The sequence below is a fragment of the Hymenobacter ruricola genome (assembly GCF_015694525.1).
In the GTDB taxonomy this organism is placed as follows: Bacteria; Bacteroidota; Bacteroidia; order Cytophagales; family Hymenobacteraceae; genus Hymenobacter; species Hymenobacter ruricola.
On sequence record NZ_JADQDM010000002.1, the window covers coordinates 177,330 to 189,907 of the forward strand.

11 protein-coding genes are annotated in these 12,578 nt (G+C 65.5%); 9 read left to right on the top strand and 2 right to left on the bottom strand.

Going from position 1 to position 12,578, the window contains the following annotated elements; translation table 11 throughout:
- Positions 1 to 58: 58 nt before the first annotated feature.
- From I2H31_RS04770 to I2H31_RS04780, 3 genes are all read left to right on the top strand, one after another.
- Positions 59 to 850, top strand: a complete 792-nt coding sequence (locus I2H31_RS04770; RefSeq protein WP_196291866.1) for an oxygenase MpaB family protein — start codon at positions 59 to 61, stop codon at positions 848 to 850.
- A complete protein-coding gene (locus I2H31_RS04775; protein WP_230687479.1) occupies positions 850 to 1,305 on the top strand; it encodes a ribosomal maturation YjgA family protein in 456 nt (151 codons plus the stop codon). The genes I2H31_RS04770 and I2H31_RS04775 overlap by 1 nt, the downstream gene beginning before the upstream one ends.
- A gap of 158 nt (positions 1,306 to 1,463) precedes the next feature.
- On the top strand, positions 1,464 to 1,979 hold the full coding sequence (locus I2H31_RS04780) for an FKBP-type peptidyl-prolyl cis-trans isomerase (RefSeq protein ID WP_196291867.1): 516 nt from the start codon (positions 1,464 to 1,466) through the stop codon (positions 1,977 to 1,979).
- 9 nt (positions 1,980 to 1,988) lie between these two features.
- On the opposite strand, the gene I2H31_RS04785 is transcribed toward I2H31_RS04780, so the two are convergent.
- On the bottom strand, positions 1,989 to 5,540 hold the full coding sequence (locus I2H31_RS04785) for an AAA domain-containing protein (protein ID WP_196291868.1): 3,552 nt from the start codon (positions 5,538 to 5,540) through the stop codon (positions 1,989 to 1,991).
- Between the two features lie 76 nt (positions 5,541 to 5,616).
- Positions 5,617 to 6,081, bottom strand: a complete 465-nt coding sequence (locus tag I2H31_RS04790; protein WP_196291869.1) for a hypothetical protein — start codon at positions 6,079 to 6,081, stop codon at positions 5,617 to 5,619.
- A gap of 76 nt (positions 6,082 to 6,157) precedes the next feature.
- On the opposite strand from I2H31_RS04790, the gene I2H31_RS04795 reads away from it, so the two are divergent.
- The 6 genes from I2H31_RS04795 to I2H31_RS04820 all read left to right on the top strand — a co-directional run bounded on the left by I2H31_RS04795 (position 6,158) and on the right by I2H31_RS04820 (position 12,447).
- The gene (locus tag I2H31_RS04795) at positions 6,158 to 6,706 is read left to right on the top strand and encodes a hypothetical protein (RefSeq protein WP_196291870.1); all 549 of its coding nucleotides are present in this window, start codon (positions 6,158 to 6,160) and stop codon (positions 6,704 to 6,706) included.
- 15 nt (positions 6,707 to 6,721) lie between these two features.
- The gene (locus I2H31_RS04800; RefSeq protein ID WP_196291871.1) at positions 6,722 to 7,081 is read left to right on the top strand and encodes a hypothetical protein; all 360 of its coding nucleotides are present in this window, start codon (positions 6,722 to 6,724) and stop codon (positions 7,079 to 7,081) included.
- 168 nt (positions 7,082 to 7,249) lie between these two features.
- Positions 7,250 to 10,360: a DUF5691 domain-containing protein gene (locus tag I2H31_RS04805; RefSeq protein WP_196291872.1), complete on the top strand. Its 3,111-nt coding sequence runs from the start codon at positions 7,250 to 7,252 to the stop codon at positions 10,358 to 10,360.
- A gap of 128 nt (positions 10,361 to 10,488) precedes the next feature.
- Positions 10,489 to 11,577, top strand: coding sequence for an ATP-binding protein (locus I2H31_RS04810; RefSeq protein WP_196291873.1), 1,089 nt, complete (start codon positions 10,489 to 10,491; stop codon positions 11,575 to 11,577).
- Positions 11,577 to 11,912 carry a hypothetical protein gene (locus tag I2H31_RS04815; protein ID WP_196291874.1) on the top strand — a complete coding sequence of 112 codons (336 nt, stop codon included), beginning with the start codon at positions 11,577 to 11,579 and terminating at the stop codon, positions 11,910 to 11,912. The genes I2H31_RS04810 and I2H31_RS04815 overlap by 1 nt, the downstream gene beginning before the upstream one ends.
- Positions 11,913 to 11,919: 7 nt before the next feature.
- Positions 11,920 to 12,447 (top strand): hypothetical protein, encoded by a 528-nt coding sequence (locus I2H31_RS04820; RefSeq protein WP_196291875.1) that lies wholly within the window; start codon positions 11,920 to 11,922, stop codon positions 12,445 to 12,447.
- Positions 12,448 to 12,578 lie beyond the last annotated feature (131 nt).

Sequence of the window (12,578 nt, forward strand, 5' to 3'; positions counted from 1 at the left end):
AAAATCACGGCGTAAAAGAATTTTATATTAACTTTGTATTTCAAAGTTCTTTTTAACCATGCAGTATTTCGTTGCTCCCGATTCCATCGTGCGCCGCATCTGGGGTTCAGCCGATACCGTTCTGTTCATCTTCGCCGGGGCCGCGGCCGAGTTTGCGCTCAACAAAGCCGTCGACTGGCTCTACTTCACTGGCCGCCTGCCGGCCGACCCGCTCGGCCGGCTCTTTTCCACCGTCGACTACGCCCGCCGCATCGTGTTTGCCGATGCTGCCGGCGCCGAGCAGGCCATCGACACCATTGCGGCTATCCATGGCGCGGTGGAAGCCAAGCGCGGCCAGGCCATCCCGGACTGGGCCTACCGCGACGTGCTGTTCATGCTCATCGCCTACTCCGAGCGGGCGTTTGAGGTGCTGGAGCGTCCCCTCGCCGCGCCCGAGCAGGAAGAGCTGATGGACGTGTTTTGCCGCGTGGGGCGGCGCATGGGCATTCCCGGCCTGCCCACCACCTACGCCGAATGGCAAGCCGCCCGCGCGCAGCACCTGGCCCAGAACCTGGCCGCCGGCCCCTACACCTTCGATTTGTATCGCCAGTACCGCAAGCACCTGGGCGGGCCGCGCTACGGCCTGCTGCGGGCTGTGCAAGGGCTGGTGGTGCCGCCCTACGTGGGCCAGCTGCTGGGGCTGCCCGGCGGCGGCTGGGTGCGCCCCGCCCTGGCCCTGTATCGCCATACCAAGCACCTGGCCCTGAGCCAATGGGCCAAAAACGCCATGCTGCCGGCCGAGTACCAGGCCCGCATTCAGGCGCTCGACCGGGCGCCGACGGCCCCGACCATGCACCATTCCCGCGCTTGATGATGCCTCAAAAAACGGTCGAAGTACATTCCCCGACAGCCCCTGGCCGGCTGCTGCGCCTCGATTACCGATATCTGGGAGTTGCGCTGCTTTTGCTGCTGGTTGAGGTGTTTATCGCGCTTTTCGTGCACGACGACTGGGTGCGGCCGCACGGCGGCGACGTGCTGGCCGCAGCGCTTTTATATTGCCTTGTTCGCGGTATTTGGGCCCTGCCCACGGGGGTTGTGGCCGGCATTGCGCTGCTGGTTTCCTACCTCATTGAAGCCCTGCAGTACGTGCACCTGCTGCAGCGCCTGGGCTGGGAGCACTGGCGTGCGGCGCGGGTGCTGCTTGGCAGCCGGTTTGAGTGGGCTGACATGCTGGCCTACACCATTGGCGTGGCCCTGGTGCTGCTGGTGGAGCAGCTCCGGCGCGCGGGAAAGGTTGCGGACCAGCGGGTTCAGGAAAATGGCTGAGCCCGCGAAACGGGTGGCGCCGGTTTTTGGGCAGCTTCTGCCATTTCAGCCCGAACTGTTTGGCTGCTCCGAACGGTTACCAGGCGGAACGGCGCTGGGGCCGCTACCCGGTGCATGATTGCCGCGAAAGGCCTATTTTTACTCAAAAAACCGCTCGCATGAAATTTCCTTTTTCTTCCGGGGTCCTCCGGTTGTTATTCCCGGTGCTGATGGGCACGGCGGGCCTGCTGAATACCTCCTGCAAGAAAGACGAAGAACAAGTCGTCAAGGATTACAGCAAAATCGACGACGACATCATCAAGAAATACCTCGATGACCACCAGATAACCACCGCCCAACGGCAGACGTCGGGGCTGTACTACCTGCCGGTGCTTACGGATACACGCCTCGTGCAGGCCTCGGCCGGGAAAAAGGTATCCGTGCTCTATTCGGGTCACTACATGGACGGAACCGTGTTCGACGCCTCCATCCTGCACGGCAACACCCCCATTACTTTTACCCTGGGCACCGGGCAAGTAATTGCCGGCTGGGACGAAGGCATTGCCCTGATGCACAAGGGCGAAAAGGCTGAATTGTTCATTCCTTCGGCGCTGGCGTATGGGTCCCGGGGTTCGGGGCCGATTCCGCCCAACACCACGCTGCGCTTCGAAGTGGAGCTGGTCGACGTAAAATAAGCCGCTTGGCTAAGGCCTGACCGCCGCCACGCGGGCCAGCAGGGCCGCGTGGTGCGGCGCGCGCTGCAGCACCTCCGCGTTGCCGAGCAGCACCAGCTGCTGGCGGGCCCGCGTGAGGGCCACGTTCAGCTTGCGGTCGACCTGGCCGCTTTCGTCGGGCGAGACCATGAGCTCCAGCTGGTGCTCGTGGTGGCAGCAGAAACTCACGATGATGACCTCGCGCTGGCTGCCCTGGTAGCGCTCCACGGTGTCGACGCTGACCTGGGTGAGGGCGGGCAAGTCCAGTTCCCGCGCCAACTGGGCCAGCCGCGCCCGAATGCGCGCCGCCTGGTTGCGGTAGCTGGCGATGATGCCCAGCGTGGTTTCGGGGTTGAACCTGGCGCCGTAGCCCTGGGCCACGTAGGCGGCGGCCCGCCCGGCCAGGTCGGCTTCCTGGGCCGATTCTTTCATGGACAAATCCTCGGGCAGGCGCCGGGTGGGCACGAATACCACGCGCCGGGCCTGCAGCGCCGCCGCAAACGCATCGGCGGGCGCGGGCCAGTGGGCGCGGTCGAGCGGGGCGGCCTGCCAGGGCAGCGGGCAGCGCAGCTGGTTTTCGTAGAAGTCCTGGTTGACCAGCACGGCCAGCTCCTGATGCATGCGGTACTGGTCGGCCAGGGTGCCGTGGGCGTGCGGCCACTGGGCCTCGGCGCGCCGGAACAGGCGCTCGAAGTAGGAATTGCGCAGGTTGGTGAGGCCCAGCTCGTCGCGCAGCAGTTGGGCTACTTCGGGGGCCACGGCGCTGGCTTCGGGCTCCTGGGCCACCACGGCGGGCAATTGGCGGTGGTCGCCGATGAGGATGAACTTGGGCACTTTGGCCAGCAGCGCCAGCATGGGCGACTCCAGCACCTGGCTGGCCTCGTCCACCACGGCCAGGTCGAACTGCTTGAGCATGAACAGCTCGGGCTTGCCCAGCAGGCTGGCCACCGTGCCCACGTAGAACGGGCAGGTGGTGAGGCGCCCGCGCACCATTTGCCGACTGGTGCAGTCGCGCAGCATGTTGTCGAGCAGATACGGCCGGTACACCGGCGCCGTGCCCAGCCGCGAACCCACCCGAATGAACGGCAGGCCGGCCTGCACCAGCTGCTCGCAGATTTCGTCCACGGCGCGGTTGGTGTAGGCGGCTAGCAGCACCTGCTTGTCTTGTTTGTAGAGGCGCTCGGCCAGCTCGCGCAGCACGGCGCGGGTCTTGCCGGTGCCGGGCGGGCCGCAGAGCACAAACCAGTCGGGCGCGGCCAGGGCGCGGGCCACCACTTCCGGGGCCGTGGTCGCGGGCGGCGCGTCCGGGCTCCACTCCTCGGGCTCGCGCGGACCGATGCGCGCCAGTAGCCGCTTCCGCCGTTCGGGCGCCAGGCTTAAGAAGGAAGACAAGCCTGCCCACTCCCTCCGGAAGGTGTCGTAGGTATCGGGCTCCAGGGCCCAGTGCGAATGGCCTTGCAGGTAGCGAGGGGCCATGCGGCGGTTGCGCACGCTAAGCACCACGCGGCCGTCGGCGCTCAGGTCTTCGGCCAGCACCACTTTCACCACCTGCGCATCAAGCACTGTCAAGCTTTTAGCTGCTGGCTGAGAGCTGTTAGCGTCGCTCGATGAAGAGCTAACAGCTTTTCTTCTCGGGTACAGAATCAGCGTGTCGCCGGCCCGGAAGTTGACTTCGCGGCCTTCGGCGGGACGCTGGAATATGAGGTGCGGGCCGAGACCGTCGCGGGCATCATCGGGGGCGTTGCTGTTGTCTTCCAGCAGCATCAGGTCATCGAGCAGGCTGAAATTCTGGAATTTGCGGGCGGGTGGGAGGCGCCACAGGCCGGCCTGGCCGCCGGCATCGCCGGGCCGGGCCTCGTCGCCGAGCAGCGTGAGGCGCATTTCGCGGGCGGTGAAGCGGGCCAGTTCCAGGCAGTAGGCGCGCTCGGTGCGGTCGGCGGCGGCCCAGGCGTTGGCTACTTTTTCGGCTTTAGCCTTGCCGAAGGGCGGCAGCGCCTCCAGGTTGGGGCGCAGCACGGGGGCCAGCAGGCGCGCCGTCTGGACGGGGCCGGTGGCACGGGCCAGCTGCAGTTCGATGCCCACCAGCTGGTTGCGGGCCGACAGCAGCCGGTCAATCAGTTCCTGGTTTTGGTCGACGCGGCGCACGGCGGGCTGGCCGCTGGCCGCGTTGGAATACAGGATGCTGGTGCGGCCCCGGCCGGCCGTTTCGCCGTCGGCCCCAAACACCGACTCCAGGAGCAAGCGGTAGAGCTGGGCCTGGGCGGCGTGGTTGCTCCAGGGCTCGGCGTGGGGCACTTTGGTCGAACTTTTCAATTCAACTAAATCGTAGCCGGTGGCGCTTTCGTGCAGCAAGTCGAGCCGGCCTTGCAGGCCGTAGGTGGCCGAGAGGAAAGTGGGTTCGAGGAAGCAGTCGGCCAGGCGCAGGGGCTCCTGCTGATAGCCGGTGCGGCTCTGGGCCACGAAGCCTTGCACGCGGGTTTCGCGCAGGGTGCGGTGGTGGCGGCGCAGGTCGTTCAGCAGTTCGGGCACGCCGGTGCGCGTCTGGAACTCCGGCAGCGTGCTGATGGCCAGCGGTGCGGCCCGAAACAGCCGCTGCTTGAAGAATTTTTCCAGGTCAAACTCTCCGCGGAAGCCGGCTGGCGGCAGCATTTCCGGTCCGGGCCCGGCGGCCGTGGCGTTGATTTCCGCCAGGTTTTTCACTTCGGCTTGCTGGGCGGCGTGGCTCACTTCCTCATCCAGCAGCAGGTTCACCAGGTTTCCGACCACGAGGGGGCGGGAGGTGTCGTCGGGCAGAAAGGCGTTCAGCAGGGCCCATTCGGGGATGGTGGCCGTGGCCTGGGCGCACTCGGCGATGGTGGTCACACTCACCAGGTAATCGGGCTCCAACACCACGCGGCGCGGGCTCACCCGCCCGTCGGCCTGCTGCACCGGCCCGATGAGGTGCAGCGTGGGGTGCAGCGCGGCGGCCAGCGGCAACAGATTTTCATACGCCGCCGGCAGCAGCAAGCGGAACGGCGCGGCCGGGCAGCCATCGGCCGGCGTGACCATTTCGACCGTGATTTCACTTTTGGCCTCGTCGACGTGCAGCACGTGCACCCGCCAGGTGGCACTGGGCACTACCGGCTCAGAGGCTACAACTGGCGCCACCGCAAGAGTTGACTCAGCAGCCGATTCCTCCGGTTGCGGCATTTCGGGCAGGGCTGGGCCTTCGTAAAACTCGCCCGTGAGGTGCAGCACCAGCGCCGCCACGGCCGCAAAGCCGGCGGTGGCTTCGGCCGGCGTGCCGGCGTAGCTTTCGTGCAGCACCAGGTTGGCCGCCAGGCGCAGGGCCTGGAGTTGGTTGCGCAGCGCGGTGGGCAGGCCGCGCTGGTAAGCCACCTGCCCGACGGCCTGGCTAAGGTCGACAAACGGCGTTTCGGTGCGCTTGCATTCGTCGCGCAGCACTTTTTCCAGCAGCTTACGCAGTTGGGGCAACTGGTCGGCGGGGGCGGCGGCCGGGGCCGCAGCCAGCGCGGCGAGGCGGGCGTAGTAGTCGATGGGCATTGGGAGGTAGAGATTCAGCGGCCGGACCCATAAAAGTAACGCCCGGGCGGCATCTGCCCTAACTTGCTGCCCGCCGCTACTTCACGGCCCGAAATCCGACCGGTGCCGCCAGCGGGCCTTCTTCGTACATGTTCAGATACAGCGTTACCGGCTTTTTTTGCCCTTTCCACGTCACGGCGTAAATGTCGAGCTGGCCCTCGTTATCCACCCCACCGCTCGTGGTTTTGAACGCGCAGCAGCTGCCTTGCCGCTCGTATTCCAGCGGCTGGCCATTGGGCCCCAGCAGGGCGTTGAGGTAGCGCTGCTGGTTGCGGGCACCCGCTTCGCGGCCGCCGCCCACCCGCACGGGGTTGTTTGCCGTAAAGCCGTAGGTTTCATCCTGGCTGCTGGCCTGAATGAGAAAGGGCAGCACCCCGCTGCCGGCCTGCGCGTGCAGGCCCTCCGACACGGCCCCGCCGTAGGTGGGCGGCGTGCGCAGCCGGCCCGTTTCACAGCTCCACACGCCCACCGCAATGAGCATCCACATCCCCGCTTTTTTCATGACAACGCTTGATTTTAAGTTACCCCGGCCCGTTTCGCGGCCGGCCACACCCCTGCAAATAACTACCCGTCGTGCTTTGTTTGGCTTTTTGGTGTTGGCCGGCACGCTTTTTCGCCCCGTTGCGGCCCAGGCCCAGGACCCCGCCCGCCCACCGCTCGACGCCCGCTTGTCTGCCCTGCTGCGCGAGCGCGCTGTCCTGACCCGCCAATACGCCGAGGCCAACGCCCAGCGCCACAGCCTGTTCGGCAACAAACCATCTAAAAAGGACCTCCAGGAAGTGGTGGACGCCCTGCAGGGCATCGTAGACAAGGACCAGCAAATCGTGGACGTGCTCAACCGCACCGCGCAGCAGGCCCAAACCACGTCGGTGCGCCTGGCGGCCACCACCACCCAGCTCGAAAACACCAGCCGGGGCGACCGCAACGTGACGGCCCAGCGCCTGCTGGAACTGGAAAATGATGCCCAAAACCTGCGCCAGCGCGAAAAGCAACAGCTGCTCAAGCAGCGCGACCTCGAAGCCGAAGTGGCCGAGGCCAAGCAGGGCCATTTCGTGCGCGACGCGCTGATTGCGGTGCTGTCGGTGGCCTGCGTGGGACTGGCAGTGGCGTTGCGGCGGCGCAAGTAGCCGTATGTTGCGGCCATGGAATCTATTTTTCCTTTTCAGCTTGCCCCCGCCCCGCCGCCCATTTCGCCCGAATATGAGGTGGTGATTTTTGCCGACGTGGACGGGCTGGAAGAGTATTACCGCCTGTTTCAGCATTTCGGCTTTGGCGGCACGCCGGCTTCGTGGGCCGAGCATTTGGAAACCATCGTGGAAGAGCACGCCCCGGCGCTGCTCGACGAGCTGGAATTCACCGAAAGTGGTGCGGCCTTCGTGGCCTACGCCAGCAACGCCGCCATTGCCGACCAGTTTCTGGCCTGCGTGCTGCCTTATTTCGGCTCGTTGCCCAAGCTGCAGAAGTACCTAAGCCAGGCCGACCCCGGGGACTTTTTTGCCTGAGCAGATTCCAGGACGGCTGTCATCCTGAGCGCAGCGAAGGACCTTATTACGTCAGGATGCTTGATGCTCTAACGTGAGAAGGTTCTTCGTTGCGCTCAGGATGACAGGCTTTTTCAGCATTCCAAGCCAATAAATTCCCTGCTACATTTGGAGCCTACCCCGCCCCGCATGATTTCTTTCACCGAAGCCCAGGCCCTTGCCCTCATCACCGACCCCGGCACGCTGAAACGGGGGCAGGAGCTGCTGAACCCCACCAAATGGGCCAACCTGGGCCGCACCGACACGGCCGCCTGGGGCGAGTGCGCCGGCAGCGGCGCCAAGCCCTACCTCACCGGCATCGACCTGGCCGAGACGGCCTTTAAGTGTAGCTGCCCCAGCCGGGTATTTCCCTGCAAGCACGGCGCGGGCCTGCTCCTGCTGCTGGCCCGCCAGCCGGCGCTGCTCACAGGCACCACCCCGCCCGCCTGGCTGGAAGAGTGGCTGGAAAAGCGCCAGCAAACCCAGGAGAAGAAGGCCATCCCGGCCCCGGCCAAAAAGCCCCCGAAAGCAGCCAGAGCAACTCCCGAAGCCACAACCGACGACGGCAGCGAAGCGTTGGCAACTGCCCCCGACGCAGCCGCGTCCGAAAATGAGTCCGGCCTGGCCGTCGACCCCAAACGCCTCGCGCGGATGATTTCCGGGGCCGAAGACTTCGCGGCCTGGCTTGAAGACCTGATGCGGGCCGGCCTGGCCACCCTCGACCAGCAACCCGCCAATTTCTGGGAAAGTCAGGCCGCTCGCCTGGTCGACAACCAACTGCCTGGCTTGGCCGCCACGCTGCGCGAGCTGGGCACCCTGCGCCACGCCCACGCCGACTGGCCCGCGCGCCTGCTGGGCCGCCTGGGCGAGCTGTACCTGCTGGTGCGGGCCTTTCACAACCTGCCCAACCTCAGCCCCGAAGCCCGCCCGGAAATCCTCCAGCAAGTGGGCGTCAACCTCAAAAAGGAAGACCTTATAGCCACCACGACGCCCTTGGCCGACGCCTGGCGCGTGCTGGGCCAGTTCCGCTGGGACGAGGACCGCCTCACTGCCCGCCGCACTTGGCTGCGCGGGCGCGACACCGGCCGTACCGCGCTGGTGCTGGAGTTTTCCTTCGGCGGGCAGCCCTTCGGCACGCCCTTCATTCCGCACGGCGCTTATTTGGGCGAACTGGCTTTTTACCCCGGCCTGCTGCCGTTGCGCGCCGCGCCGGTTCAGGTCAAGTTTGATGGCACCGTGCCAGCGGGGGCCGTGCCAGCGGGCCAGTCCATCGGCCAGCTACTGCACGACTACGCCGACGCGCTGGCCCGCCAGCCCTGGCTGCGCGAGTGGCCCGCCACGCTGACGCAGGTGTTACCCACGCCGCTTCCGGACGGCAGCTGGCAGCTGCGCCACGCCACGGAGCCCGGCGCTTTGCCCTTGCGCCTGATTGACGAGGACTTTGGCTGGAAATTGCTGGCCGAAAGCGGCGGCCAGCCCATTACGCTGTTTGGCGAGTGGGACGGGCGAGCGTTTCGGCCGTTGAGCAGTTGGGCAATCTTATTCCCTGACTCCTTCTCCTCAGAAGAGGGCGCACCGGCTCGTGAGGGCGATTCTTCCCTTAAGTCCATCGGGAGCAAGTCCGGTGCCCCCTCCTTTGGCGAGAAGGAGTCAGGGGGTAAGGTCTCGGCCGCGCAGCTCCTGCGCATTGCCCTGCTGGGCACCCGCCAGAGCGGCGAGCCCATTCCCGCCTTCCCCGCGCCCGCCGATTCGCCCGAGCAGCAGCTTCTGCTGGCCGCCGGCACCCTGGCCCTGATGCGCAAGGCCGGCCACCGCCCCACTCCGGCCGCCGCCTCGCCCCTCGCGGCCGCCCCGCCCGAGTTGCTGCCCGTCATTGGCCCCAAAGGCGCCGATTACCTGCACCAGATGCTCGTCAACAACCTGCACCTGGACTTGCTGCCCGACTACCTGGCCCGCCTGGCCGGCCGCGACCGCCTGGTGCCGCCCCAGTTGCTGGTGCCGCTGCTGCACTACGCCGCCCGCTCGGCCGAAACGCGGGCCGTGCTGGCGCCCGTCATCGGCAGCCGCGGCCACTGGCTGGCGGCCCTGAACCCCGATTGGGCCCGGCTGGCCGAGGGCATCGCCGCGCCCGCGCCGGCCGAAGCGGAAACCGCCATTTGGGAAACCGGCACGCTGGCCCAGCGCCGCGCCTGGCTTGCGGAGCGTTTCGCGCAGGCGCCCGCCGAGGCCCGCAGCCTGGTGCTGGCGGCTCTGCCCTCCGAGCCGGCCAAGGGGCAGGAGGCGTTTCTTGAAGTGCTGGCTCGCCACCTCCACCCGGAGGCGGAGCCCGTGCTCGAAGCCCTGCTCAAGGCGCGGGGGCAGGACGTGCGCCGCCGCGCCGCGGAGCTGCTGGTGCAGCTGCCCGACGCGGCGCTCACCGGGCGGCTGTGGGCGCGGGCCGCCCCGCTGCTCACGGCCCGGCGCAAGCTACTGGGACTGGGCAAAGCCGCGCTGGAAGTCACGCTGCCCGAAGCCTGGGACAAATCCTGGCTGCTCGATGGCATTGAAGAGAAAAATGCGCGGTTTCTGTCGCCGTACGGGGCAACCTTTAAAACCGTCGTCGGCCCCGCCACGGCCCGCCTGGCCAACCTGCTGGCCCTGCTGCCGCCCGGCCGCTGGCCCGCTCACCTCGGCCTCACGCCGCCCGAGCTGCTGGCCGCCGCGCTGGCTTCGGAATGGGCCCTGCCGCTGCTTTCGGCTTGGGCCCAAAGCACGCTGCTGCATCGGGATGCCGACTTTGCCGCTGCCTTCCTTGCCCTGTGGATGCAGGAGCGGCCGGCCCTGGAAAAAGCCCACTGCGACCGAGGCATCGACTGGGTTTCGTTGGCCGCGCTGCTTCCCGACGAAACCCGGCAGGAGCTGCTGGTGGCGCCCATCCTGGAGCGCGTGCGCCGCCAGGTGCCCAACTGGACGCAGGACCTCGGCTTTGTGCCCGCGCCCTGGCCCCGCGCCTTCGGCCTCACGGTGGTGCGGGCCATTGCCAGCCAGCTGGCCAACACGGCCACCCTCTACCAGGTCAACGCCCCGCCCTACCACCTGCGCCAGTTGGCCTGGCTGCTGCCGCAAACCGTGGCCGCCAACATTGCCTCCGCCGATGCGGCCGCCGTCATTCAGCAAGCCGAAGCCATCCCCGACCTGCACGAAACCCTTCAATCCCAGCTGCAAGCCTTCACCGACACCCTCCGTTTCCAGGCCGATTTGGCGGCGTCGCTGAACGAGTAGAGACGCAATATCTTGCGTCTCGTCGTTGAACGACAGGAACCGCGCCGAACCACCCCAAACCGAGCCCGCGAAACAACATCAGCAACGACGAGACGCAAGATATTGCGTCTCTACATCCCCCAAACCCCATGACGCCCGCCCTGCTCCGCCCCCACGCCGAAGACCTCTACGCCGAAGAGCTCGCCGCCCTCAAAAGCCTCGATACCGCTCGCCCCAAGCCGCCGGGCTGGCAGCTCTCGCCCTGGGCCGTGGTGACGTATTTGCTGGGCGGCAAGCTCGATAACGGCTTCGAAATCGAGCCCAAGTACATCGGCCAGCGGCGGCTGATGGAAATTGCCGTGGCCACCCTCGCCACCGACCGCGCCCTGCTGCTGCTCGGCGTGCCCGGCACGGCCAAAAGCTGGGTGAGCGAGCACCTCACCGCCGCCATCAGCGGGCACACCAACCTGCTGGTGCAGGGCACCGCCGGCACCGCCGAAGACAGCCTGCGCTACTCCTGGAACTACGCCCGCCTGCTCGCCGAAGGCCCTTCCCTGGGCGCCCTCGTGCCCAGCCCGCTCTACAAAGGCATGGAAACCGGCCAGCTCGTCCGCATCGAAGAACTCACCCGCATCCCCTCCGACGTGCAGGACACGCTGCTCACCATGCTGTCGGAAAAAGTGCTGCCCATCCCCGAGCTGAGCACCGAAATCCAGGCCACCCAGGGCTTTAACGTCATTGCCACGGCCAACGACCGCGACCGCGGCGTGAACGAGCTGAGCAGCGCCCTGCGCCGCCGCTTCAACGCCGTGGTGCTGCCCCTGCCCGCCACGCTGGCCGAGGAAGTGCACATCGTGCAAACCCGCGTGGCCAAGCAGGGCCGGGCCCTGCAGCTGCCCGTGGAGGCCCCCGCGCTGGAGCAAATCAGCCGCCTCGTCACCGTGTTCCGCGAGCTGCGCGCCGGCGTCACCGACAACGGCAAAACCAAGCTCAAGTCGCCCACCGGCACGCTGAGCACCGGCGAAGCCATCTCGGTGATGAACGCCGGCCTGGCCCTGGCCGCCTACTTCGGCGATGGCACCCTGCGCGCCCACGACCTGGCCGCCGGCCTCACCGGCGCCGTCATCAAAGACCCCGCCCCCGACCGCGTGGTCTGGCTGGAATACCTCGAAACCGTGGTGAAGGAGCGCGAGGGCTGGAAGGATTTGTACCGCGCGTGCCGGGAGGTGGTGGAGTAGTGAACAACGCTGAAATTATTGCCCGCCTTAAGGAAATGGGACCATTGCCGGACGACAGAACGGCAGCCATTGACACGTTTCCATTGCAAGAGTTCGACAAGCTTCTTCAGCAGCTTACCGAGCCTTTAGAGCCAAGCCACTCCCTTGCTTTAATTAATTTAGGTCCTCCGCACGATGCTTCTACCTATGAAGTAGAATGGTCACTGGTTCATGCCGCTGAGAATATTTCTGCCGAAGCATTGCGTGATATTATTCCGCTTGCAAATGACACAGAAGTCAAGCGAATTATTAAAATCAGACTAGCCAACTATTTCAAAAGCAACCCTGAAGCATAAGCTAATTATGATGGATACTTCTGCCGCATCCTCTGCCGTAGAAACCCCAAAACCATGCTGGACGGCCGTTGCTAACATCATTCGGGAACGGCATTACGGGCCCGGTGGGGCAGAAATCCGCTTGGGCACCAAGCATTTTGCGCCGGGGGCGAAAGTTTACGTCATTGATTGGTATGGCGGAATGTGTCAACGGATTATAGTGGTGGGGTTGCATCGTAAATCCAGACGCTATATCACCTTGACAATCGACGTCCGGCTGGTGGAGAATTTGCGTCCCAAAGTCTGCTACGACCCAACCGCTATTGCCAAATTTAATGAGCATTATCCATCAAATTCACGAAGCAATTACAACTATACGAACTACCTGACAAAAGAATTTGCTGAAACGGTTTGCCAGTCAATTCCCCTCTGGCAATTAAACTATAAAGCGGCAGCTGAAACGCCAGAGCTCTCAGCTGACGAAATAGAGTTTCGCCGTCCCCGTACTCTGCTGTCACGACTTCAGGTTTTTCTTAGCTTCATTTTCAAGAATTAACACGGGAACTACCCCGTGCCGGCACGAGTCACACAACGCCAAACCTGCTCCGCTGGCGCGCGTCTACGACGCGCTGCCTACAGGATTAGAGCCTCTGGCTCGGGCACCGCGCCACTTGCAAGCTTCGCCCA

Coding starts and splice junctions, on each gene's coding strand:
- I2H31_RS04775 (WP_230687479.1), top strand. CDS start 850: ATGATGCCTCAAAAAACGGTCGAAGTACATTCCCCGACAGCCCCTGGC.
- I2H31_RS04800 (WP_196291871.1), top strand. CDS start 6,722: ATGGAATCTATTTTTCCTTTTCAGCTTGCCCCCGCCCCGCCGCCCATT.
- I2H31_RS04820 (WP_196291875.1), top strand. CDS start 11,920: ATGATGGATACTTCTGCCGCATCCTCTGCCGTAGAAACCCCAAAACCA.
- I2H31_RS04790 (WP_196291869.1), bottom strand. CDS start 6,081: ATGAAAAAAGCGGGGATGTGGATGCTCATTGCGGTGGGCGTGTGGAGC.
- I2H31_RS04810 (WP_196291873.1), top strand. CDS start 10,489: ATGACGCCCGCCCTGCTCCGCCCCCACGCCGAAGACCTCTACGCCGAA.
- I2H31_RS04780 (WP_196291867.1), top strand. CDS start 1,464: ATGAAATTTCCTTTTTCTTCCGGGGTCCTCCGGTTGTTATTCCCGGTG.
- I2H31_RS04805 (WP_196291872.1), top strand. CDS start 7,250: ATGATTTCTTTCACCGAAGCCCAGGCCCTTGCCCTCATCACCGACCCC.
- I2H31_RS04785 (WP_196291868.1), bottom strand. CDS start 5,540: ATGCCCATCGACTACTACGCCCGCCTCGCCGCGCTGGCTGCGGCCCCG.
- I2H31_RS04770 (WP_196291866.1), top strand. CDS start 59: ATGCAGTATTTCGTTGCTCCCGATTCCATCGTGCGCCGCATCTGGGGT.